This window comes from Shewanella sp. 30m-14 (assembly GCF_052977125.1).
The window spans coordinates 95706-121151 of record NZ_JBRILW010000010.1 but is presented as its reverse complement, the minus strand read 5'-3'; the positions used below and the strand labels follow the sequence as shown (position 1 = coordinate 121151).

Below are 25446 nucleotides of genomic sequence, written 5' to 3'. Positions count from 1 at the left end.
GGTTTATGCATGCCTTGCTCTATGCCTTTCTCTATGCCTTTCTCTATGCCCGTGAATCGTATAGTATTGCGGGCTATTTTTCAGCGGCAATTAGGAACAAGATTTTGCACACCATTGAGCAGTTAACCTCTGGCCAGTTAAAGGGAATTAAACGCCTACAGATCTCTGAAGGCTTAACACAGTTTCCAGCAGCGATTTTTTCCCTCGCAGATAGTTTGGAGGTACTTGATTTATCTGACAACAAACTGTGTGAGTTGCCTGATAATTTAAGTGATTTGCATCAATTAAAGATTTTGTTTCTCACCAATAACAGCTTTGAATCTGTGCCACAGGTACTTGCACAGTGCCCTAAGCTGGAAATGATCAGCTTTAAGTCGAACAATTTAAAACGCCTGCCAGAAAAGGCCTTACCAGAAAATACCCGCTGGCTTATTTTAACCGACAATCAGCTCGAATCTTTACCTGAGGATATGGGGCGTTTACATCGATTACAAAAGTTAGCTTTGGCGGGCAATAAGCTGACGGCTTTACCTGTGAGTATGGCCAAATGCACCAAACTAGAATTAGCTCGCCTATCGGCTAATGCCTTTAAGTCGTTGCCAGATTGGTTATTTCAGTTGCCACGCCTAAGCTGGTTAGCGCTTGACGGAAGTCCGTTAAAACCGCAGCCACAAGCCTTAGTGGCAGAGTCGGGCTTAGTGAGTGGAACTGGCTTAGTCAATAAATCTGGCTTAATCAATGAACCAGGCTTAGCTGTTGTCACTATGCCTAGTGTGAGTCTTGATGATATTGAACTTAAAGAGGTTATTGGCCAAGGTGCGTCGGGCGTTATTTACCGCGCTAAATGGCTTAAGCAAGCAGCAGCGTTAACAGCTACTCCAGTTGATATTGCCGTTAAAATATTTAAAGGCGAGGTCACTAGCGATGGTTACCCCAAAGATGAGTTAGCTAATTGCTTACAGGCTGGGCACCATCACAATCTCATTAAGGTTGTAGCCCAGCTTAGTCAAGCTGAACGTTCTGGTTTAGTGATGGAGCTTATTCCTAGTCACTATCAAAACTTAGGCCTGCCGCCATCACTGGATACTTGCACGCGAGACACCTTCACTGCTGGCACTCAATTTGAACTAAAACAGATATTGCTTATCTTGAAACAGATGGCATCAGGCCTAACTCATCTGCACCATAACCAAGTGAGTCATGGTGATATCTACGCCCATAACACTATGTACAATGATAATGCTGAGATCCTATTTGGTGATTTTGGCGCTGCGACCAATTTAAGCCAATTGCCTTTACTGCAACAAGAAGCGATGGAAGCAATTGAAGTGCGAGCCTTAGGGTGCCTAATAGAGGATTTACTTGGGCAATGCTTACCAGTAAAAACAGGCTCACAATCTAAACTAGACAGCAGTGAAGCGATTCTTGCCCAGCTGTTGCAGTTAAAACTCGCATGTTTACAGCCCAGCATCGGCTTACGTCCACGCTTTAAAGAGATTGATACGCGACTACTGCAATGCACCGAGCTGCTTGAGCGCGAGCAATGTCTAAGCATCTAATTATCTTATTCTCTAAGCATCTAGGTGTATAGTACATAAATAGCAAAAACTTAACGTTAAGTATTTGTTTGTAAACAAAAAGCGCCATCGATTGACGGCGTTTTTTATGTCGCTAGTGATGTGATAGCTTAATCTTTCCTTGGTTTGTGCTGGTTATTCCTTGTTGAATTGCTCCTTGGCGAGTCGTTCCTTGGCGAATTGCCTCTAGATGCATGGCTACTAGGGGCGGGTCGCGGCTTAGTGGTATGGCTTTTATTGACTCTTGGTTGCAGAACCTTGGTCGCAGCATGTTGGGGCCGACTGTTTGTTGATATATTGTGTCGGCTGTCTGCCTTTGAGCTGGGTTGTAGCTTAGTGCGCATCTGCTGTTCACGTTTATGGGTGTTCTGCTGGTGAGTTTGCACGCGCTCACGGCTTTTGTTTTGCATCTGATTTTTAATGCGGTCATGGTTCTTAATTGGATCATGACGATTGATCCGCTCATGGCTGTTTACACGCTCATGGCTGTTTACACGCTCATGGCTGTTTACACGCTCATGGCTGTTATTCCGCTCACGGCTGTTTACCATGTTGTTGGCCACATGCTTGCTATCGTTTCGTCGTAACGCTTTACTCTGAGCGCGACTAGGATGATGGCTGTTATATTTGTGCCTAAGCGCATTATTACTGTAAGCCACACCGCGTCGATGCTGAGGCTTGTGGGCCCAGCGTTTTGCACCATGGCTGGTTACGATACGGCCGCGATGACGATATCGGTGCGAGTTATGGTGATGCACCACGACCACATGACGCTTGTGCCAGTGGAATGCACTAAAATAATAGTTAAAACTAATATGTACTCCCGCGCGCCAGTAAAAGTGGCCATAGCCAGGTCTGACATAGCCGGGATAAACCGCCCAATAGACTGGCGGGTAGTTATACCAGCGCCAATACCCGTAAACTGATCTTGGGTCATAGTAAGGCACATAAACAATTTCTTTTCTTACCGGCTCAATCACTATCTGATTATTCACCCGAGTGACCTGCATATTATCCATCTGCTCAAGACTGTTGGCATTATCAGCCTCTTGTCTCAGAGTTTGAATACTGTCTAAAACCTGTGCTTCATCTTGTAAAAAGGCATCACCAATAGACTGGGTCCAATTGAGATCTTCACTGAGCTTTTGTAGCACATTAGGAAAGGCGATAAGCGCGACCACACTGGGATCCCAGTCTTTATCTTGCGCCTTGTCTATCTGCTTTTGTGTACTCAAGTTGTTATGAGACGCTTGCCAGCGATGGGCTTGCACCACCTCTAATGGATAGGTCGCGGCAATCAAAATGTGAGTAAGCAAACTATCGGGGTACAGTGCGATAGGTGCAAGCATCTGCGCTAACTGACCTTCGCTATACTGACTTTCACTGTATTGAGCGCGCTCGGCGTCGTGATCTTGTGCGTTGACTGTGGCGGCAGACATCATCAAAGGCATTGCAATGACAAGTGTGATGACAAATAGCCAGCGCCATTTTTTGAATCTGTTCATATGCTCTCCTTATACGTTAGCATCAGTATAAAAAATCCAAGATGAACAGAAGCTGAAAGCCAAAAAGCGGGTAGATTAGAGCCGTTAGATGAGTGCCGTTAAATTAGCTGTTAAAGCGCAGCTCGAATTGAGCACCACCGAGTTTGGCCGACTGGCCGACAATGAGTTGGCCTTGATAGCTATCGACTAAGTCGCGCACAATTGCCAGACCTATACCATGACCTTGTTGGTAAGAATCGGCGCGAATGCCACGCTCAAATATTTGTGAATGCAGCGCCTCATCGATCCCTTTTCCATCATCTTCGATATCGATAACTAAGCAAGAGTCGACAGACTTTACTGTTAATAGCACTTGGCAGGTTGCGGCCTTACAGGCGTTATCTAGCAGGTTACCTAGAATTTCAGTCAAATCACTGGCATCGCCTTTAAAGACGGCGCTTCTGTCGACATCTTGATTGATAGTGATTGCTGGCTGGCAGTATATTTTGGGCAGGTTGCGCACCAGTTTATCTGAGACTTCAGCCACCTCTACGCCTAAGTGCCAGGCAGAGCCTGCTGCCGATTGCGCTCGTTTGAGCTGGTGGCCGATTATGCGATTGATATGAGATATCTGCTCGAATGATTGTGGACTTAAATCTTTCTGGCTTTGAATAACCGCCAGCGGTGTTTTTAGGCTGTGGGCCAAGTCCGCTAAGGCATTACGATAGCGTTTACGTTGATTTTGCTCAGTATTGAGCAGGGTGTTGAGCTGCTTGGCAACGGCACTGAGTTCGGTGGGGTAGTTATCATTTAAGTGATCGGCTTTTCCGTTTTCAATCGCGGCTAATTCATTTTGTAAACGAGTGAGGGGCTTTAGTGTCCACCATAGCCATAACATTTGAATTGAAAGCAGGGCGGCCATCAAGATCAATAACCAGCGCCAAAGTTGCTGATTAAACTCATTAACCTGTAGCTGGTAGTCACTTTGATCTTTAATGATATAAATCGTGACAGGAAAACGGGTGATCTGCTCATCCCCGTGCTTATCAATTTGCTGGGTTTCGAAACTCGCACTAAAGCCATAGACCAAATGAGGTTCGCCATTAAGCATAATCTCACTGAACTGGCCTTGGCCTTTTTCTGGTTGTGGAAAGGCCGGGTCAGTATGTACCGCAGTGGTGATTGCCGAAGTGAGGTCGATGCCAAGCAATGAGTTAGATCGCCAAGCGACCTCTGTTCCGGCTGTGACTTGTTGCTCGGCGATAATCTGATCGCTTGCCGGCCTTAGGGTTTCAGGCCCAACAAATTTAGCATCGAAGCTAGAGTCTTGTTTATGGTCACTTGTCGATGTGGATGCCGATGTGAGTGTCTGTTGTAGGCCTTCGGGAATAGTGATTAAGGCGTACAGCCCAGACTGAATCACATTAAACTGATTCTCTAACAACACCTCGGGCATAAATAACTGTTGATCGTCGACCTCGGTCACCGCCAAGATGGAATAAACATAGGCTTTAAGCTCTTTGACCGAGGCACTCTTGACCTGCAATTTAAAGGCGTCGTTGAGGGTTAAGCCCACGATAGGGATTAAGACTAAGCTCAGCAGCATGGCGCTGACGATAAGACGTGCCTTTAAAGAGTGCATTACAGTGGGCAAGCGCTTGAGGTTAATCATTGGCTTACTGTTTCGCGTCGTCATCGAGTGACACAAGACGATAACCTTGGCCACGAAGGGTTTCGATAAGGCCTATTTGATTATCAGGGTCGAGCTTTTTGCGTAAGCGCCGAATAAACACCTCAATCACGTTAGAGTCTAAATCAAAATCTTGGTCGTAAATATGCTCTGTTAGCACCGTTTTTGATTTCACTTCGCCAATATGCAGCATAAAGTATTCAAACAGCTTGTATTCAGAACCACTTAAGGTAATGGTTTCCCCAGACTTTTTAATCTCAAGGCTACTGGTGTTCAGGCTAAAGGGGCCATTGGTGATAATGGGGCTGGCTTTACCTGCAGAGCGGCGAATAAGGGCTTTTAAACGCGCGACGAGCTCTTCAGGATGAAAGGGTTTAGTGAGGTAATCATCAGCGCCAGCATCTAAGCCTTCAACCTTATCTTGCCAGCTATCACGGGCGGTCAAAATAAGAATAGGAAAGCCAATCTCAAGTGCTCTTAACTGAGTAATAAGCGCGATGCCATCAAGCTTAGGTAAGCCTACATCGATTATCGCTGCATCGTAATTATATTCACGGCCCTGAAATAGCCCTATCTCGCCGTTATCGGCAGTATCGACGGTGTAATTGGCCTCGATAAGGTGCTGCTTAAGGTTTGATTGCAGCTCTAAATCATCTTCAACTAATAACAATCTCATGGTCTGGCTCCTTGTTGTACGGCTCGATAATAAAACGTTGCAAGCAATAGCCTAAAGTTAGTTGCGAGAAACACGGCCTGTTTTGGCATCGACGTTGACATAAAAAACCACACCGTCATTCGATAGTAGCTTTACGCTATAACCTGGATTGCCATTAACCCGGCTAGACTGCACCTTCAGCACTTTGCCGCGATACTGGCGTTTCGCCAACTGTACAGCCTGCTCTTTGCTGCGAACTTTTAATTTCTGCTGCTGATTACTATTGGCCTTCATAGAGACCGACATCATAGATGTGACGGCATGCACAGTACTCGCCGCAGCAGGCTGTGCGGCTAATAGTGAGAGCGAGAGCAATATGATAGATAAAGCAGTTTTCATTAAAGGTACCAAAGGGTTGAGATACAGCCAGTTTAAAAGATCCTATTCGATTAGTCATTAGCTTGCCTATGTTAAGCCAAAGCCTAGATAGCCATAAGCCTAGAATTATCCTGTCTATGCCAAGTTAGTGCATAGATATACATAAGGTTAGATGAACGCTAGCTGAATGTGGCAGGTTGGCTACAGGTAGATTGGCTATAAAATGGCTTTCTTGAATCAGCTCTATCGGCTGTTCTACTCTTTCTATTTATTTATGAAGAATGCAGAGATGTCTGGATGTTAAAGAATTGCCTGATCAACAACACCTTGTTTAACGACCCGTTCGCCGTCGGAGGCTCTCGCTCATAAAGTCCATAAAAATGGACTTCACCCTTGCTTCCATCAATGCCCCCTATCGAAACTGTTGCTACTTTTCGGGGGAGGATTAGTGTATGTCGTTACTTACTCGATTGCGTATCGATAACCTTGTCTTCTTCTTTCACTAAGCTATCCATATCAACAAAATTGTTCGGTACAAGTAATTTTGCATCAGTTTGAACCACATGGCATTGGCTACAGAAATAACGTGTAGGTGACAACTCAGCTAAAAAGTTGCCATCCCAACTCTTAAAGTGGGTCACACTCACCATTGGTGCTTGTGACATGCGGGTACGTTTACGTGCGTGGCAGGAAATGCATTTATTTACATTAAGATTAACCTGATAATGATCAATTTTATGTGGGATCACTGGAGGCTGCATAGGGTAATTTCTCATCTCCTTTATATCCAAGTTAATCACTTTAGGCATATTAGGTGGAGTGGGTTCGACATTAATTGGTGCCTTTCTCAGTGTTGCCATCTGATCAACAGCGATAGTTTTGGCATTACTATCATTTGCTGAAGCATGCAATAGAGGCAAACTAAGCATTATTAACAAAGATAATTGGATCACTGTTTTCATCATGTTGTTCCTTATGCCTTGAGTACTTTCACTGCACATTTTTTGTAATCAGTTTCCTTAGAAATTGGATCTGTTGCATCTAAGGTCACTTTATTGATTAACTGACTTGCATCGAAAAATGGCACGTAAACCATACCCAGTGGCATTTTGTTTCGTCCACGAGTTTCGACTCTAGATTTCATTTCACCGCGCCGGGAGATTATTTTCACCTCATCGCCACGACGTAAACCGCGATTTTTAGCATCTGTTGGGTTCATAAAGCACAGCGCATCGGGAAAGGCTCGATACAACTCCGGCACCCTTTGTGTCATTGAACCGGTATGCCAATGCTCAAGTACGCGACCGGTCGATAGCCACATGTCATATTCATTATCTGGTGACTCTGCTGGAGGCTCATAAGGTTGAGCAAAAATAACCGCTTTGCCATCGGCATGGCCATAAAAATCAAAGCCACTGCCTGGTTTGACATAAGGATCTGTGCCTTCTCTAAAGCGCCATTTGGTTTGCTTACCTTTAACTACTGGCCACTGTAAACCATGGGCTTTATGGTAATCTTCAAAGGGAGCAAGATCATGGGCATGGCCGCGTCCAAATGTTGCATATTCTTCGAACATTCCTCTTTGTACATTAAACCCAAAGTAATGTGATTCATCATTAAGGTAATTTGGATTAAGCGAATCTTCTGGGTATTGATCCACATTACCGTTTTTAAATAACACTTCAAAAATGGTCTTACTCTTAAACTCAGGATGTTTAGCAAGTACCTCTTTAGGCCAAACTTCATCAGTAGTAAATCGCTTTGAAAACTCCATTAGTTGCCACAGATCCGAGCGTGCTTCACCCGGCGCTTTGACCATTTGTCGCCAAAACTGGGTTCGACGTTCGGCGTTACCATACGCCCCTTCCTTTTCAACCCACATAGCAGCAGGTAAGACTAAATCTGCAATTTGGGTCGTTACCGTAGGGTAAACATCAGATACTACAATGAAGTTTTCAGGGTTAAGGTAACCGGGTAGACTTTCTTCATTTAGGTTTGCTGCTGCTTGTAAATTGTTATTGGCCTGGATCCAGTACATATTTAATTCGCCATCTTTGAGCTTTCGATTTTGCTCAACAGCGTTAAACCCCGGCTTAGGTGGAATAACCCCACTTGGAATTTTCCAGATTTCTTCTGCTCTAGCGCGGTCGCTAGCTTTGTTGACGACAAGGTCTGCTGGTAAACGATTACAGAAGGTACCGACTTCACGGCTTGTACCACAAGCTGATGGTTGCCCGGTTAATGAGAATGGGCTATTGCCTGGGGTCGATATTTTACCAACCAGCAAGTGAATGTTGTAAATGAGGTTGTTACACCATACTCCTCGAGTATGCTGATTAAATCCCATGGTCCAGAAAGACATCACTTTGATATTTGGGTCGGCATATTGCTCTGCGAGGGTAATTAATTTTTCTTCAGGTACGCCAGATAACTCACTTACCGATTGCACATTATACTCAGCAACAAATGCTTTAAATTCATCAAAATCGATAGGGGTTGAGTCATTGGCCTTATCGGCATTTTTAGCATTGACCTGTAGTGGATTAGTAGGGCGTAAGCCATAACCAATATCGACTTCACCTTTTCGAAAGTTCACGTGTTTATTTACAAAGTCCCAGTTAACTTTGTTATTTTGAATAATATAGTTCGCTATAAAGTTCAGAATGGCTAAATCAGTTTGTGGAGTGAAAATAATATCCATATCAGCCAGTTCGAATGAGCGATTTACAAAGGTCGATAGCACGTTAACTTTTACATGGTCATGACCAAGTCGTCTATCTGTTAAGCGGGACCATAGAATAGGGTGCATTTCAGCCATGTTTGAACCCCATAACACAAATGCATCTGCGGCTTCGATATCATCATAACAACCCATAGGTTCATCGATACCAAAGGTACGCATAAAGCCACCTACAGCAGAGGCCATACAATGACGAGCGTTAGATTCTAAGTTATTTGAACAAAGCCCCGCCTTCATCAATTTAACTGCGGCATATCCCTCCCACACAGTCCATTGACCAGAACCAAACATACCAACGGCAGTAGGCCCTTTCTCTTTCAGTGTTTTTTTCCACTTTGCAGCCATGATGTCAAAAGCGGCATCCCAGGTTATAGGGGTAAACTCACCGTTTTTGTTATGTTTGCCATCTTTCATTTTTAGCATGGGTGTTTGTAGTCGATCATCGGCATACATTATTTTTGAAAGAAAATAGCCTTTGATACAGTTGAGGCCTCTGTTAACCTCGCTTTTTTCGTCTCCATGGGTGGCTACAACTTTACCGTCCTTTGTACCGACAATGACGGAACAACCTGTACCACAAAATCGACAAGGAGCTTTGTTCCATTCAATCTTGGTTTTTTCTGTACTCGTGATTAAATTACTAGCGCTACTGGGTAAGGCGAGTCCAGCCACGCTGGCAGCTGACAAGGCGGCATTCGCTTTGATAAATTGGCGTCGATTCATCTTCATTATTCACCCTCTTCCAGTATTTCGCTTTGTTGATAAACCATAGCAGCAGATAACACCCCTGGGAGACCATTTATCATTTCTATGCTCTTCATTAGGGTGCGTTGACTGTCTCCTTCAAGTACAACAACAAGCTTCATTTCATTGCTTACGGCTATTTCAGCGGCATCCATTAGTGCAATTGTCTGTTTAACTTGCGACATTTGAGCGGGCCTTACTTGCACAACCATGCTTGTTACATGAAATTCCTGTTCCATAGCGTTCACTCTTAAAAAGTTGGACCTGGTGGACTCGTTAGAATTTGGCTAAACCACACAATAAAGCCATAGATTGAAATTAATATTGATGTCGCTAGTGGACCGACTACCACTGCCAGCAATAAAACCACTGTTAACTCTTGCCCTTTGTCATGGTTATCATTTGTATTCATGTGTCCTCCAGTTAAGGTGAGTAACCTAATCCATAGAATTTGTTGTACTAAATGCTTTTGTCGCAGCGCTAAAAACCATCAACACCTTTCATGTCTGGTAAGTTGTGGGCAATACCTTTGTGGCAATTAATACAGGTTTTCTCACCTGTTAGCAGGTAGGTAGAATGCATATTGGCAGCGCGCGGAGACTGCAAAGTGATATCCATAGAATTGAGGTTATGACAATTGCGACATTCCTGAGAGTTGTTAGCTTGCAACCTTACCCATTCATGTTCAGCCATTTCACGTCGCTTAGCTTCAAATTTTTCTTGGGTATTAATAGCACCCGTGAGGTAGCCCCATATTTCTCTCGAGGCTTGCATTTTTCTGGCAATCTTATCTGTCCAGTTATGGGGAACATGACAATCATGGCACTCTGCGGTAACGCCACTGGCGTTAGTAAAGTGAGCTGTTAGCGCCATCTCTTCGTATACGTTTTGGTGGCAGCTGCTACAAAATTCTTCTGTACTTGTCATATCCAAACCTTTGTTGAAAGCTGTCCAGAAAATCACACCAGCAACAAAGCCACCTAACACAAGAAAAGCAACACTATAATGTACGCTCGGTCTTTTCATTAGATGCCAAATTTTAACTAAATACTGTTTTAACTTAGCCATTAGGTTTCCTTTTGTATTGCCATTTTTTTTGCGTATTACCTGATACTAATTGTTTAATGTTAGTGCAAATATCAGTTTTTATTCGCTGAATATGAGATTAGGTATATTAGGTAAAGGAAAATAAGCTTTTGGGTATGGAAGAAAATACGCTAGCCAGTATCTGATAGTTCACCTCAATCTTAGGAGCATCAAACTACTGACATACATTGCAACCACAGGGGCTTGGGATTAATGGCGGTGCTTGTGGTAGCGTGGCGCTACACAAGCCAACGTATGCTTTTAATGATAATATCTTGGTTTCTGCTTTGAGATATTGGCTTAAGCTCTTCATCTTTACCTCCGTTACCTCCGTGAAAGCGAAGCGCTTCGTGGTGAGATTAGTGCTATAAGATGTTGCCTTACTTTCCCTGTATTTACTGCTCAAACTAAACAATTTTATTTTCTAGGTTAGAAGTCGAATCATTACGATTTTTAACGTTCAGCTTGTGTTCACACTCTGTGGACTCTAATGGCCTCATTAAGAAAGAACTTCGAGGTGAAGATGAACACAAAACAAACTCATACAACTCATACAACTCATACAACTCATACAACAGATACAACTCATATAAGTGAGCAAAAATGCACGTTGGCGCGAGTAGCTCAACTTGCACTGTTAATGCTCCCTATGATGTTCATGCTACCTGCTAGTGCCAGTTCGGATATGAGCCTGCTTTCGCAGCCGAAAAGCACCTCGGTTACACAAACCGTTTCTGGTGACGACCAAGTTCCTCAAGCTGCCCAAGACGCCAATACCTTATCTGAGCTACAAATTAGCAAGCTTGAACAGCAGCGAGTTAAGCAAGCGGATCAGCAGGCTAGTGATGATGCGAAAGGAGAGGCTAGTGCTAAAAAGCTGACCCGTGAACAGATCATCCAGTCTCATCAGGATAAGGCGATGGAGGCTAATCAGGACTTAGTAAAGAGTGGTTCACTAAAGCAATTTGCCAACGGAATCTACCGTAACTTTTATATCTACGATGCCTATAGCCGTTTGTTTATTGATAACGATTATGACGGTTTTTATCAGACCTTTAGTGTGACGTTTGATGCCGATGTTGAGGGGAGGTATGTCAATGAACGGGCGGATGTGTTTGCTGAGTTATATCTAAGTCGCAATGGTGGGCCGTGGGAGCATTACTACACCACGGACATTTTTAGTATTTATGGTGATGCCACCGATGATGATTTTGAGGTGCTAACAACGCTGGAGTCAGGTTACCGAACCGATCATTACGATGTGTTAATTGATCTCTATGAAGTCGGTTACGGTGACATAGTGGCGACCGTGAGCTCGAATGACTTTGATAGCTTATATGCTCTGCCATTGGAGAGTAGCGATAGGGATGATGTGTATATCGAAGAGGATTACTATGGCGGAAGTGTATCAGTGGGTTTGTTATTAGCACTATTTAGTTTACTTGCGATAAGACGATACTCGCGCAGTTGTCAGTTTTAGTCAGTGGCAACAGGCTTAGATGATTTAAAGGTAATGAACAAAAATGCAGCCTAGGCTGCATTTTTTATACGTGCTATATCATCAAGCTAAGGGTTAGAACTGATAGTTCACACTCACGTTGAAGTAGCGACCCGGCTGGGTGAAGTCTTCTTTTTCAAGGTCCATACTTGCACCGAGTAAGAATACCGATTGGCCAGCAACATCGGCGTAATCGATATACTCTTTGTCAAACACGTTATAAACGCCAGCACGTAGTTTCCAGTTTTCATTGACTCTAAGACCGAACGTTAAGTCAACCACTGCATATCCGGCTGTATCGTATACGGCATTCCATTCTTTAGTCATTGCGTCCAGAATAGGATTTCCAGTTGGTCTGAACAGATCGAGATCTGTGGTACGGTCCATATTGTCAGCCCAGCGAACCACTGCACCAAAGTCTGCTTCCATATCGGCGATGTCGGTATACCAGTTAACACCTGCATTACCCTTAAGTGGGCTAACACTGTTAAGGTAGTCGCCGTTTTCATCTTCACCATAGGTGTAAGAGATGTTACCCCATAGCTCAATGCTATCAGTTAGCCAGTGATTAACCTGACCCTCTGCACCGTACAAAGTCACTTCATCACGGTTAAAGTACTGATAGTTGTAAGTAAATGGAGGCTTACTTCCCTCTGGAATATACTGCCAGTCAATAAAGTCTTTGGCCAGCGTGTAGAAAGCGGTTAGCTCATAGTTAGTGTCACTGTGATTTCCACGAACACCGATTTCCCAGGTATGCGACTCTTCAGACTCTAGATCGTAGTTAGCCTGAATAAGCACATCAGTCATAGGGCCTGCATCGACTTCTAACTCACCCCATTTTTGATCTGGGGTTGGCATCTTGTAGCCGTAGGCGTACTGACCATAAACGCTAACAGAGTCTGACAATTGATAGACTAGGCCCAGTTTAGGCGACCAGAAACTATCACGCATTGGCTCAAAGTTGGCCTCTTCGTATTTATCTCCTAGCCCTTCTTTAGCTTGATTTTTATCTGGGGTGTTATCGAAATAGTCATAACGCAAACCCGCAATTAAATTCAAATCGCCATCAAGTAGAGTGACATCATCCTGCATAAAAATACCTAGGCGCTGGCTGTCGGTAGTGGCAAAGGTAAATGGCGTATTTGTTTCGCCTGTTTGCGGGTCGTTGACCTCGCGATGACGAGACATGGTCGAAAACTCGTAGTCCAAACCATAGGTGATCTGATGACCATAGTTGTCGCCGCCAACATACTTACTAAAGGTGCTGTTAAGACCTATACGCTGATCTTCAAAGCTGTAGTCGCGAACTTCACTCAAACCGTAAACAGTTTCAGCTTTATTCCATTCAAAATAGTCTCTGTGCTCTAATTGCTCGGTTTGGCCAAAATAGGCTGTAACCGTCAGCGTATCATGCATTTGGGTTGGCTTGTCAGACACCAGCTGCACGGCACCATTAATGACTTGAGTGTCTCGGTCGGTATCGATATTTTCTTCAAGCGCATTGTCTTTATCAAAATCGTATTCCCAGCGCTTAAGGGTCTGCTCTAGATAATCTAAGGTCAACTGCACAGAGGTGTAGTCATTGAAGTGGTACTTACTCTTAAACAGCACACTGTCTTGCACTAGATCACTGTCTGGTTGAGTGTCATAGAAGTTTGGCAGTTCTTCGCCTTTGCGGTGCTGATAAGTCAGCAGGTTTTCAAAGCCGCCATAAGCTGCTGCACTGGTAAAACCTGCACTGTATTCGTTGTTGATCCCCGCATAGCCAGTATTAAGCGACACATAATAGTCATCACCCATTAGGTAATCGCTAGCATCTTTGGTGCGCATAACCACTACGCCGCCTAGTGCGTCAGAACCATACATGGTCGAGGCGGCGGCCTTAACCACTTCCACTTGTTTTAGGCTTTGTACTTCAGTAAGGCCGCGGCCAGTACCTTCAGCGCCAGGGCCTAATGGTGAGGCGTACTGGTTGTTAACGCGCACACCGTCTTTAACCATCATCACGCGGTTGCCGCCGATACCACGAATGGTCACTGTGGTCGGTTTACCTGCACCGCCTTTAACGCCAATAGCCGATTCATTTCTAAATAGGCTGCCAAAGTCATTACTCATGCTTTTTTCAATGGCATCTTCATCAATGACCAAAATAGAGCCAGCAACCTGCTCGATATCTTGCTCCATACGAGAGCCAGAAATAACGATCACTTCATGCTTTTGTGCACTCGTTTCTGGGCTTGACTTTGATTCCACTACAGCTTCTTGAGCCTGGGCATTGAGTACCGTACTGACAGCTATCGCCAGTACACTAACTTTGAGCTTATTCATGACGCACCTTAACTGATTACAACAAAATGAGAATGATTCTCTTTAGCGGGCGATATTTTATACTCTAATTTAGGTAGGGTCTTGTTTAGAGTGAGCTAATTTCCCTGCTTTATCTGATAAAAAAACAAATTTTTAAAGTTGATCACATTTATCTATTTCTGATAAAAATCAACTGGCTAGTTATTGCTCGCAAGTGTCACTATTATTAACAGATGTATTGATTTGTTACGGCTTGGGCGGGCTTGACCCCTTAAGGGGTGAACATTCCTTAACCGGATGATTTAGTGTGTGCGGATTTATCCCCCCAGCTGCAGTGCGAGCTTAGAGTATTTAGGTCTTGAAGCGTGATCCTGTTGATGTTTTGTAGTTTATATCTGCTTAAAATCAAGTGTTTAAGTGTGATTTGTTTGCTTGCGATACTGTTGGTGATAGCTTGATAACGGCTTGTTATGCTGGCCATTTAAACGGCGCTAAAGTTAAAGCTTATCTTCTATTTGCGCTAATAGTGTAAATGTTGGCTCGCGAAGCTGACTCAAATCTCTTTGGGTCACTATGGCTACGGATTGCTTTATCGCTTTATAGGCGAGGCTATAATTGTGCTGCAACATCTGCAGCTTAGCTAAGTTGTTAAGTGCTGCAACTTGGCCTGCTGGGTAACCTACTTTTTGCTGGTAATCGAATGAAAGCTGATATTGTGCATTGGCATTTTTATAGCGATTTAGTCGCTGATAAATATGTCCAGACCAGTTAGAGATATAGCCTAAATATAGCCAATCCTGGGTATTGGCGGCTAATATTCTTGCTTGTGAAAGCTCACTAATTGCCAGTTCAAGCTCACCATTTTTAAGCTTGTTTTGTGCTAATGCGAACTTTAATCGCGCCAGCTGGCGTTGATTGTTGGTGTCATTGGCAGCGCTGATCCCACGATCAAGCCACTGCTTGCTTATAGCTAACTTTTCTTGTGCCCCCTTATCATCTAGCTCTTCACTTTGAGCCATGATTAGTTCGGCCAGTCGCCTTATGGCAATAAGATTATTAGGAGATTGTGCTAACAGCACATTAAGGCTCGATTGTGCATCGTCAAGTTGTGCGTATTGGATCTGTTCTAGCGCATTGATGAGTTGGGGGTTGCTAAACCAAGCTTGCTGGCGCTGTGCATTCTGGCTAAAAGGCTGTCCTGCAAAGTCTTGTATACGTTCAGCGAGTTCTTTTTGGACAGCAGAGATTGAAGCGCCTTTGATTGAGCCTGTAATCACTTTTTTAGCGCTCAAAAAACGGTATTGAAGTCGATACTGCTTTGCTTCCAATGACAGCGAGCTTTCGACAATCAAGCTGCTACCTGAAAGAGTAAAAAGCCGATTAAGATCGATAGGTTCTGGGTCTTGAATATAGCTTTCCGCTTGTGACAGCATCGATATTACATCTTCAACCTGGAGCACCGGATACTGAGTTGAGGTGCCAAGGGCTAATATCACTTGCTCCATTTGTGCATAGGCTTGCCAGTCATTGTTATCACTCTCTAACTCAGGGCTAGCTAACTCAAGGCTATCTAACTCAGGGCTATTTAACTCAAGGCTATCTAATTCAGGGCTAGCTAACTCAAGGCTATCTAGTTCAGGACTATTTAACTCAACGCTATTTAATTCAAGAGCATTTAACTCAACACTAACGGGTAATATCAAAATTGAGCCCGGTGCTAATTGAGGCGATTGCCGATCCTTAATGGCAAAAAAAACACTGATAGCCAGTAAGCCGGTTAATACGATGGCGGCGATAAGCAGGCGTGGTCTTGAAGTGTTCTTCTGCATAAATGCAAGCATGATGCTCCTAGGGGAACCGGTTAAACATTATATAGTTCACTAGGTTAACAAATAGTTGCCGTGGTTAACAAATGGTTGTTGGGCACAGTGTTTATAGCATGAGTTTAATAGCATGAGTTTAATAGCATGAGGTTTATAGCTCGGGCGGGACAGTATGGTTTGTTAGTACGAGTAGTACAGTATGGGTTTTTGGCATAGGGCGCAGGCTGATAGCTAGGAGGCTTGATAGCGTTTTACTATGGCTGAGTATTATTACGTATAAGTATTACTATGCCTGAGTACTCTTGTTTAAAATGAAATTGTTTATGAGTACTATTTTTAATAAGTATTAGCTGATGTTAAAAAAGGGCTTAGCTGCTGCTAAACCCTTTTTGCTTGTATGCTTACTGCTAAACCGATAACTTCAGTTGTATTGAGCTAATAATACTGACAGGAGTGCTGGCAGAAGTACTGGCAGAAGTACTGGCAGAAGTAGTCTATAAATTCCAAGGGTTTGGCGGTAGTTTATTACTCTTGTTTTGGTCTGCTTTATCGTTATGGCTTGGCTTAGTGTCTGAATGCCTCGCATCTTTCGATCTAGCGCCTTTAGAGCTAACATCTTTAGAATTAGCCTCTTTACGCGGCGCTTTATCACCAACAGCAAGTTGTTTGCTCTTAGGTTTAAAATTTAAAATTGAAATCGGAACTTCTTTTCTTGGCGCAAAGCCTTCAATTTCTCTACGCTCAATCAAATGGCCTAAACGGCTTTCTATCATACATAAATTCTTAAAGTCATCTTTTGAGACTAACGCAACGGCTTGGCCACTGGCGCCAGCTCGTCCGGTACGACCAATACGGTGAATATAATCATCAGCTGGGTAAGGCAGGTCGTAGTTAATCACCAGTGGCAGCTCATCGATATCTAATCCACGTGCCGCAATTCCTGTTGCGATTAATAAACCAATTTTGCCGGATTTAAAGTCTGCAAGGATTTGCTCACGGATCTCCTGGCTACGGCCGCCATGAATACATTCTGCAACAATGCCACGTTTTTCAAGTTGGCTAACAAGCTTAGCGGCACCCTGTTTTGTTTCGATAAAAATAAGCGCCTGTTGCCAGTTATTCTCTTGAATTAAATGGCTCAGTAGCGCAGATTTTTTGTCTTTATCAACGGTAACTAACCACTGTTCAATTTTAGGCTTGTTGTCAGTGTTATGAGTGACAGAAATTTCGATAGGTCTATTAATCGTAGCCCTTGCCAGCTCTTTGACTTGTCTAGATAGGGTCGCCGAAAACAGCAAGGTTTGTCTATCTACAGGCAGCTTTTCGATGATCTTATTGATGTCTTCAATAAAGCCCATATCAAGCATTCTGTCAGCTTCATCAAGCACTAAAATTTCTAGTTCATCGAAATGAATAGCACGTTGGGTGTACATATCGAGTAGGCGACCCGGCGTGGCAACCAAGATATCGACACCATCAATTAAGCCCTGACGTTGCGGCTTTGAGTCAACGCCACCGTACATGGCCATTGAGGTTAGATTTAGGTGCTTACCATATTGGCTAATGTTGTCTTCAACCTGCACCGCAAGCTCACGGGTTGGGGTTAAAATCAGCGCACGAATACGCTTTTTACGTTGAGTCTCGGCTTGGCTTAGCATCTCTAAGATTGGCAGTACAAAGCTGGCCGTTTTACCGGTACCGGTTTGCGCTGCCGCAATCAGGTTACGCTGACTTAAAATAACGGGAATAGTCTTAGCTTGAATCGGAGTCGGGCTAGTGTAGCCTTGCTCAGTAACGGCTTTAACGATGGGAGTGCTTAATCCAAGCTTAGAAAACGGCATGCGAGTCTCAATTAGGTGTCTGATAGATATCAATATGGTTAGCGGTTATGGCGATGAATTACGCCTATAACGGTGTTGCTGCAAACCATTATAACAGTATGTTTGAAGTTGGGCGCGAATTGATTAATTCTGATATTTAACTTTTTGCTTGATGAACTGCCACTTTGCTTATTTCATCGTGACCTTGCCGCCAATCATTTTAAATGCAGGCGCACCGCGGATAAGTGTATCTCGAGCGAATCGCTGCTCGCAATTAGGGCATTGGCAAGGCGTTTGAGTGAAGTCCTCGACGATGCGTTCTTTGAAACATTTTACCAGCGTCCCTTTTCCGCCTTTTCGATACTTAAACAGTTGAGCTTTACATTTTGCGCAAAAGATTTCGACTGTTTGTGTTGGACCTTTTTTATTGGGTTTAGCCATATTAATTTCTACTAATAGCATCTAAAGGGGCGAGGCTATTTTGCCATAAATTACCTTCATCGGGGTAAATGAGTAAGACGTGCTGCTTTGGTTATCGGTGTGGATAAAATTCAAATGCTTGTTTAACATTTTTGTAACGGCGTTTATGATAGGAAAAAGCTTACTTTAATCGCGCAGGGAATATAGCGCAGGGAATAGCTAAATGCATAAAATAATAAAAATAGCACTTATTGGCACCTCGTCAGCTGCCGTAGCCGCCTTGGGGGGGGTGTACCTCTCGTTATCTTTGAGCTTACCCGCACTCGATAAAAGTGTGACCAGTGATAGCGTTAAGCAAACAGTGACTCTTGGGCGCGATAGGCTTGGCACCGCAGTTGTTCATGCCAGTGACCGACAAGATGCAGCCTATGGCTTAGGCTACGCTCATGGGCAAGATAGGTTCTTTCAAATGGATCTGCTGCGAAGAAACTCTGCCGGTGAGCTAGCGGAGATCTTCGGCGAAAAAGCATTAGATTTAGATAAGCGTCGTCGTTTTCATCAACTGCGTAAACGCGCCGAGCTGATTATTAGCAACTTGGATGCTGAGCACTTAAACGTACTGACCACATATGCTCAGGGGGTGAACGATGCACTTGCTGCGCAATCTCTTGAATCATTCGAATACATAGTGACGGGCGCAACGCCGAGATCTTGGGTGCCAGCCGACAGCTTGCTGGTTATTTACAGCATGTATCTGGATTTACAAGGCAACACGATTAAGCGTGATTTAGCCTTAACTCAAATTCAGGTACTTTTTGGTCGTGATATGGTGGATTTTCTCATTCAGCCTAGCCAATATCAAGCGGCGCTAGATGGCAGTCAATTTGCACTAGCTGACATACCCGTCACTACGCTAGCTAAAAAGCTACTCACTCAAGCCAAGCATATAGAAATTGCCGAGCCATTGGATATTGGCAGTAATAACTGGGCGGTGACAGGTGAGTTGACCGCGAACGGCAACGCTATGCTCTCTGATGACATGCACCTGTCTTTTGCTGTGCCCATCATCTGGTATCGCGCCCAACTGAACTATCAAAAAGCCGGCGAAAATGTGCAAGTGACCGGCGTATCATTGCCGGGGGCTCCCGCTATTGTCGTTGGCAGTAATGGTAAGGTGGCATGGGGCTTTACTAACGCCTATATCGACACTGCCGATTGGGTGGCGATTGATGAGCAAACGCCTATCTATCTGGAAAATGAAATAATTGCTTTACCCGATTCAGAGGTGAGTTACACCGTTCAAATCTCGCCTTATGGTCCAGTTCAAGAGATGGGTGACCAAAGGTACGCATTATCATGGGTGGGTCATAGCGACTATGCGGTAGACATGGATCTAATTGAGTTAGACGGTATTAACAGCGTTGAACAAGGTATTGAGGTGGCCAATAACATGGGGATCCCAGTACAAAATATGTTGCTGGTGGATAACGCTGGGAGCGCGGCCTGGAAACCAACCGGGGCGTTCCCATCAAGGACTAACCCAAGTAATGTCGCAATCGCAACTTCAGCTTTTCAGAACCTGAATTGGTTACAAGAGAGTGTTGCATTGCCACAGCTGATCAACCCTAAAAATAACCGATTATGGACAGGTAACTCTCGAGTCGTATCTGTTCAAGAACATCAACGTCTTGGTGACGGTGGTTATGCTCTTGGGGCTCGCAGCACGCAAATACGAGACCGATTATTTGAGACTGAAGATTTTTCTGTGCAGGACTTTTATCAGCTACAGCTCGATAATCAAGCGCGATTTTTGCAAGACTGGCATCAGTTGTTACTCAATGAACTCACTTTGCAACCTGAGCGTTTTGCTGAAGATATTGCTTATTTGAAATCATGGCAGGCTTGTGCCTGCGCTGACTCTGTGGGTTATAGCTTAGTGCGTAATTTTCGTAGCCAATTAATTGATAGCACTTTTGCGCCATTGGAAACAGAACTGGCTAAATATGACCTGAGTTTATCGCCGATTAAACGTTATTTAGAGCCAGGTATGTGGCAGCTAATTCATTCCCAAGCGCAAAGCTGGTTACCTCAGGGACAAGGTGATTGGTCATCATACATAACGGATATGTATTTGCAGAGTAAGGCGAAGCTTCTGGCTAAACATAGTGACAGTGACAGTGACAGTAATAGCGGCGATATGGCTGACTTAGCCTGGGGAAAGGTAAACCAGCTGAAGATCCAGCATCCGTTTTCTAAACAGATCCCAAGTCTAAGCGCATTGCTCGATATGCCGGTAGTTGCAGGCTTTGGCGACAGCTTTATGCCAGCAGTGCAAGGGGCGTCATTTGGTGCGTCGCAGCGCTTTATCGTACAGGCGGGTGATGAGGGAAATGGGATTATGACAATTCCAGGTGGGCAATCTGGGCATCCGTTATCCGATTTCTATCGTGCAGGTTTTGACGAATATGTGAGCCAACAAAGTACCCCTTTGTTACCCGGTGAGATTATTCATCAATTGCAAATAACGCCCTTAGCAAAGCAGGTTAACGAGTAGCGACTTGCCATATGGTAAGCATGACTTCCGATAAAGCTCTTTGTTGAGGAGTCTTATCGGGAGTTTTTTACTGAGTGTTGTCGATTACTGGCCGTTATGAAGGGCTGAAAGTGATTACGGCCTAGCAGTACTGCTAGAGCTCCCGTCAGAATGATAAAAAGCGTCTTTTACGGTAACCACGCCAGTATTGAAGTAATACTCCATTACTTGTGTTGTTTCGCCGCGTTGAATAAAGAATAGATCACGATAGATGCACCTGTCTGCGCCATAGGTGTATGCAATATCGACATCTGCAGTCATTAAATCAGCATCAGTTACATGGGCAATAGTGAAGTCTGTTGAGGTAATGCCATGCCAAACCTCTTTACAGGCTGTAAATACTTCGGTATCGGTTCCAGAGGTAGAGTAAGGGAAACCTGTTGGAGTTGATGACACATTACCCTCGCCAAAACTCTGCAGTTTATCGACGGCCCCCGTATCGCCAGCAGTTACCCAGCCGCTGTGATAAAGTGCAACAGCACTTTTAAAAGCGCCAAACTGGCCTGCCATTGCAGCCGTTCTGGCATCGTCTTGCAAATTGATAAACTTAGGGAGCGCTATAACGGCTAACACACCTAGGATGATAATCACTACGACCAACTCTATCAGTGTAAATCCTTTTGCATTAGGCTTCATTGATACTCTTCATATATGGGAGTTTAAATTTAGACACAAGTTTACATTCTTAATGGTGTATTTTATTTGATCCATTGCTAATAATTCACCATCGTTGATTGTTGAATATAACAACTTTGAAGTGGCCAGTTCGATTTGAACGCTCGTGGATAACGGATAACGGATAACGGATAACGGATAACGGATAACGGATAACGGATAGTGATTGCGTCTGTGACTGGGGAGTGTGGGTTGAGTAGCTGACTTATATAACCTTATAACCTTATAACCTTATAACCTTATTCGTCGCTTGCGTGATTGGTCTCTAATGCTTCAATCACATCGACTGATATTGTGATCTGTTTATATTGATTACGACCTGCTTTTTTGGCTTGATATAAGGCTTTATCTGCAAGTAACGCGGCTTGGTGAGCAATAATGTGCACGTCGTTTTTAAACTCAAAACCTTCAACTGCAATGACCTTGCAAACCCCAAGACTGATGGTGACAAATGGGGCTGTTTGGCTACAAGGATGAGGCAATGCCATCTCTTTAAACGCGTTGAGTATCGCCTCTAGTTTACCTTGTAATGCTTGATCGGGAATATCCCTAAACAGCATAATAAATTCTTCTCCACCAAATCGAGCACAGATATCTTCAGCACGGTAAAATTGCTGTGTAAGGGTTTGCGCGACTTTACTCAAGGCATCATCTCCAGCTAAATGACCAAGGGTGTCGTTATACTCCTTAAAGTGGTCAACATCGGCAATGATCAGCGTAAAACCTATCTGTTGTCTTGCAAGCAGCTGGCAATAGGTGTCAAGCCGTTGCTCAAACGCGCGGCGATTGGGGATCTTGGTTAAATTATCGATGTAGACTTGCTCATTGAGCAGTTGAGTTTGTTCTTGAATCGTGCCCATAAGGGCGTTGAAATGGGTCGCGACATTGACTAGCTCTGTGATGGGGTAGCGGTACCGCAACCTTTTTATCTCTCTGCTTCTTTCCATCTCTTCGATATCATTTGCCAGTTTTTGTACCGGGCGCACTAAGAAATAGGAATATAACAAATAGGCCAAAAGCAGTAGGGTGGTCATTTCTGCAAGTAAGACAAATACGCCAACGGTTAAAACGGGAGGCGGCATGGTATTGGTGTGCTTAAGGATGAGTTTGAACAGCGGTTTACCATCGATATTGCGAACAATGCGCTCTGATGTTGGCGAGAGGTTATTGAGTACTCTGTGTGAGCCTAAATTAAACATAGATGTAGCATTGTCTTGTGCACTCAATAAGCTCATCTCTACACCTGCTGAGGTATATTGAGATAGCTCGCTGATAAACTCTTTATCTATGAGTCTGATAAACACTAAATAGCCTAAAGCTGGGCCGCTGCGGTTGGATTGTAAAATCGAGGTTGAGCTAAACAGTGCAGGCCCATACTTTGTCGAGATAACCCCGGTTTTTGATGGTACATCTTCAGGGCTGCTTATGGGCTCATCGATTGGCGGCAGCGCCTGTTTTTGCTGTGGAGACAGCGCTTTGTTTTGTGGGTATAGGGTGAAATTGGTAAACCCAAACTCAAGAGACTGATCACTGCTGTGATTGAACCCTTTAGAGAAAACCAACCTATTAGCGTTGTTAAAAATAAAGACGCCATCCACTTCTAAACTTTTAAAGGTGTCATCAGGGTATTCATGTTGCTCATAAAACTGCTTAGCAGTAGCACTTTTTGATTTCATGTAGCTGTAAGTTCTGTCCCAAACAGCGTAATCATAATTAAGGGTATGCAGTGGTTTAATCATCTGCTTAAAGGCAAAGTCTAGCGCGATGAGCTCTTGTTCTGAGACTTTTAATAGTGACTTTTCAACAAGAGGGATCTGTACCCAAACTCTAAACGCAAACACCGCACTGGCGAATAATACAAATATCGCAACCGAAATCCGTAGCTGTAGTTGATTAAAGGTTTGGGGTTTTAATTTAACGATAGTTAGAAACCTTTTAAAACAGAGCATTACTTAAGTAAAGCTTATTAAATGGTGTGGAGCCAACTTTTTAAAACAGGTCTGCTTACTTTGCCGTTATGGATGCAAGCGAGTAAGAGCTGTGGCATTTATCTGTCGATTTTAAAGGTGATTCTATATGTGGAATTGAAATATAGAATTGAAATGTAGAATTGAAATGTAGAATTGAAATGTAGAATTGAAATGTAGAGTTTGACTATAGATTGAAGCTGTATAGCTGACGGGTAATTGATGAGGTAAAGAAGCGCAAAGCGTGCATATAAAGCAAAAGCCACCAACAGAAGTTAGTGGCTTTTTAAGGTCGTTTTATCTAAAGGCTGGGCTTATGCCATTCTTTGAGTCGGCTTCCAGCGCAGTAACTGAGCTGGAAGCTTAACGCCTTGGGCCGTTAGTGAGTTGACGCGGTTAAGATAAGCTGCGCCATACATAAGATGCTTAGCCAAATCGACTGCGTTACGCTCTTGGTAGTTATCTAAGTAGCTACCTTTAGCCCACTGGTTGAAAGCACCTAGTGCTGGACCTGCCCAAATCTGATAATCCATCTCGCGGCCAACTTCGCCTGAATTTGACCAGCGGCTTGAAAGCCCCAAGTACCAGCGGAAAATCAATGCCATTTTACGTTTTGGATTACCTTCTGCACGCTCAATCTGTTTTGGGTCGCGTTCATTAAAGTGGGCAACGGTACCCGCCCAGATCTCATCTAAGCTTGAGCGGAACACCTGTTTCTCGAGTTTTTCACGCTCATCAGCAGGGATAGCTTCAATAGCGTCATAACGAGTGTAGATCTCGTAAAGCTTATTCGCGCGCATCGGGAATAAGGTACCACGCTTCACCACTTGCAGTTTTACGCCCATTTCGAACATATCAGCAGCAGGAGCCATGGTGACATCGGCCATCTCGGTGGTGGCAAGTAGTTTACGGGTATGCTCACTGGCGCCCGCTTCAACACAAGCCTGGTTAATTGAGCCTGTCACAATATACGCGGCGCCCATATTAAATGTCGCTAGCGCCGCATCGGGAGTGCCAACACCACCGCCGCAACCGACACGAATCGGTGTGTCGTACTGGTACTTGGTTTGGATCTCTTCTTTTAGGGCCAAAATCGTAGGTAGAAGCGTTACTAATGGGCGGTTATCAGTGTGTCCGCCCGAGTCTGCTTCTGCAGTTACGTCATCCGCCATCGGCACAAGTTGTGCCAGTTCCATCTGCTCGGCTGTGATAGAGCCGTCATCAACCAGTTTTTGCAGCATTTTGGCTGGGGCAGGCATCATGAACTTTTCAGCCACTTCGGTGCGGCTCACCTTGGCTATCACCTTGTTGGCGACAACAATTTTACCCTGTGCATCACGGCTTAAACCCGCGGCGCGGTAATAAACAATTTGCGGTGTTAAGCCTAAGAAAGCCGACGCCTCAACGGTACGTACTTTATGCTTTAAAAATAATTCCACGCTGCCACGCTCTAACGCTGGCTCACTTGGGCTATGGATAAGATTAAACATGTATGGGCCATTTGGCAGCGCCGCCTGAATGCGATTAATCGCGGCTTCTACACGGCTTGGGATAAGACCCGCGGCGCCAAATGAGCACAAAATACCGGCCTGACCCAGTGCAATAACGAGCTCTTCTGATGAAATACCGTTCGCCATTGCGCCAGCGTAATAGGCATATTTCACACCATGAACACGGCGGAAATTACTGTCGCCAAGGCTTTCCGTACCCAAAGCTGGGGTAAAAGCACTCACTGGTAAATCTGTGCTGTTAGCGGCTTGTTCAGTGACGATATTTGCTGATTGCGCGATACCAAAGCCATGTTCGCTGTGGTTTACCACATAGCAGCCACGGCGAAAATCTTTAAGTTGTTGCTCCATCACTTGCACGTCAAAGCTAATATTTGACTCTGTCACAGCCCATGGCCATGGAGAAAGCATTTCACTTGTTGTAGTAGGATTCATTATTTGTAAGACCCTTAATCATTTATATCGAGCTTGCGGCTCT

19 protein-coding genes are annotated in these 25446 nt (G+C 44.2%); 3 read left to right on the top strand and 16 right to left on the bottom strand.

Features of this window, described 5'->3' with window-relative positions:
- Positions 1-104: 104 nt before the first annotated feature.
- Complete coding sequence (locus tag ACVBIU_RS09640) at positions 105-1559, top strand: leucine-rich repeat-containing protein kinase family protein (protein ID WP_447163647.1); 1455 nt, start codon at positions 105-107, stop codon at positions 1557-1559.
- Positions 1560-1687: 128 nt separating this feature from the next.
- On the opposite strand, the gene ACVBIU_RS09635 is transcribed toward ACVBIU_RS09640, so the two are convergent.
- The 9 genes from ACVBIU_RS09635 to ACVBIU_RS09595 form a co-directional block, all read right to left on the bottom strand.
- The gene (locus tag ACVBIU_RS09635; protein ID WP_447163633.1) at positions 1688-3082 is read right to left on the bottom strand and encodes a DUF3300 domain-containing protein; all 1395 of its coding nucleotides are present in this window, start codon (positions 3080-3082) and stop codon (positions 1688-1690) included.
- Between the two features lie 103 nt (positions 3083-3185).
- On the bottom strand, positions 3186-4733 hold the full coding sequence (locus tag ACVBIU_RS09630) for an ATP-binding protein (protein ID WP_447163632.1): 1548 nt from the start codon (positions 4731-4733) through the stop codon (positions 3186-3188).
- 4 nt (positions 4734-4737) lie between these two features.
- Positions 4738-5427: a response regulator transcription factor gene (locus ACVBIU_RS09625; protein ID WP_447163631.1), complete on the bottom strand. Its 690-nt coding sequence runs from the start codon at positions 5425-5427 to the stop codon at positions 4738-4740.
- A 57-nt stretch (positions 5428-5484) separates the two neighbouring features.
- A complete protein-coding gene (locus ACVBIU_RS09620; RefSeq protein WP_447160634.1) occupies positions 5485-5805 on the bottom strand; it encodes a PepSY domain-containing protein in 321 nt (106 codons plus the stop codon).
- Positions 5806-6242: 437 nt separating this feature from the next.
- On the bottom strand, positions 6243-6746 hold the full coding sequence (locus ACVBIU_RS09615) for a nitrate reductase cytochrome c-type subunit (protein ID WP_447163646.1): 504 nt from the start codon (positions 6744-6746) through the stop codon (positions 6243-6245).
- A gap of 11 nt (positions 6747-6757) precedes the next feature.
- Positions 6758-9247, bottom strand: a complete 2490-nt coding sequence (gene napA, locus ACVBIU_RS09610; RefSeq protein WP_447160656.1) for a nitrate reductase catalytic subunit NapA — start codon at positions 9245-9247, stop codon at positions 6758-6760.
- 5 nt (positions 9248-9252) lie between these two features.
- Positions 9253-9507, bottom strand: a complete 255-nt coding sequence (locus tag ACVBIU_RS09605) for a chaperone NapD (protein WP_447160632.1) — start codon at positions 9505-9507, stop codon at positions 9253-9255.
- Positions 9508-9518: 11 nt separating this feature from the next.
- Positions 9519-9680, bottom strand: a complete 162-nt coding sequence (locus ACVBIU_RS09600; protein ID WP_447163630.1) for a nitrate reductase — start codon at positions 9678-9680, stop codon at positions 9519-9521.
- 68 nt (positions 9681-9748) lie between these two features.
- Positions 9749-10336 (bottom strand): NapC/NirT family cytochrome c, encoded by a 588-nt coding sequence (locus ACVBIU_RS09595; protein ID WP_447160630.1) that lies wholly within the window; start codon positions 10334-10336, stop codon positions 9749-9751.
- Between the two features lie 541 nt (positions 10337-10877).
- Between ACVBIU_RS09595 and ACVBIU_RS09590 the strand changes: the two genes are divergently transcribed.
- Positions 10878-11834: a choice-of-anchor H family protein gene (locus ACVBIU_RS09590; RefSeq protein WP_447163629.1), complete on the top strand. Its 957-nt coding sequence runs from the start codon at positions 10878-10880 to the stop codon at positions 11832-11834.
- 93 nt (positions 11835-11927) lie between these two features.
- On the opposite strand, the gene ACVBIU_RS09585 is transcribed toward ACVBIU_RS09590, so the two are convergent.
- From ACVBIU_RS09585 to ACVBIU_RS09570, 4 genes are all read right to left on the bottom strand, one after another.
- Positions 11928-14183: a TonB-dependent hemoglobin/transferrin/lactoferrin family receptor gene (locus ACVBIU_RS09585; RefSeq protein WP_447163628.1), complete on the bottom strand. Its 2256-nt coding sequence runs from the start codon at positions 14181-14183 to the stop codon at positions 11928-11930.
- A 476-nt stretch (positions 14184-14659) separates the two neighbouring features.
- Positions 14660-16003 carry a hypothetical protein gene (locus tag ACVBIU_RS09580; RefSeq protein ID WP_447163627.1) on the bottom strand — a complete coding sequence of 448 codons (1344 nt, stop codon included), beginning with the start codon at positions 16001-16003 and terminating at the stop codon, positions 14660-14662.
- Positions 16004-16479: 476 nt separating this feature from the next.
- Entirely contained in the window at positions 16480-17826 is a 1347-nt protein-coding gene (locus tag ACVBIU_RS09575; protein ID WP_447160626.1) for a DEAD/DEAH box helicase, read from the bottom strand.
- Between the two features lie 168 nt (positions 17827-17994).
- Positions 17995-18246 carry a hypothetical protein gene (locus ACVBIU_RS09570; RefSeq protein WP_447163626.1) on the bottom strand — a complete coding sequence of 84 codons (252 nt, stop codon included), beginning with the start codon at positions 18244-18246 and terminating at the stop codon, positions 17995-17997.
- Between the two features lie 202 nt (positions 18247-18448).
- Here ACVBIU_RS09570 and ACVBIU_RS09565 point away from each other — a divergent pair, with 202 nt between their 5' ends.
- The gene (locus ACVBIU_RS09565; RefSeq protein ID WP_447163625.1) at positions 18449-20779 is read left to right on the top strand and encodes a penicillin acylase family protein; all 2331 of its coding nucleotides are present in this window, start codon (positions 18449-18451) and stop codon (positions 20777-20779) included.
- 114 nt (positions 20780-20893) lie between these two features.
- Here ACVBIU_RS09565 and ACVBIU_RS09560 read toward each other — a convergent pair whose 3' ends face one another.
- The 3 genes from ACVBIU_RS09560 to pfaD form a co-directional block, all read right to left on the bottom strand.
- Positions 20894-21454: a type II secretion system protein gene (locus ACVBIU_RS09560; RefSeq protein WP_447163624.1), complete on the bottom strand. Its 561-nt coding sequence runs from the start codon at positions 21452-21454 to the stop codon at positions 20894-20896.
- Between the two features lie 278 nt (positions 21455-21732).
- Positions 21733-23442 (bottom strand): sensor domain-containing diguanylate cyclase, encoded by a 1710-nt coding sequence (locus tag ACVBIU_RS09555; RefSeq protein ID WP_447163623.1) that lies wholly within the window; start codon positions 23440-23442, stop codon positions 21733-21735.
- 332 nt (positions 23443-23774) lie between these two features.
- The gene (gene pfaD, locus ACVBIU_RS09550) at positions 23775-25403 is read right to left on the bottom strand and encodes an eicosapentaenoate synthase subunit PfaD (RefSeq protein WP_447160621.1); all 1629 of its coding nucleotides are present in this window, start codon (positions 25401-25403) and stop codon (positions 23775-23777) included.
- Positions 25404-25446 lie beyond the last annotated feature (43 nt).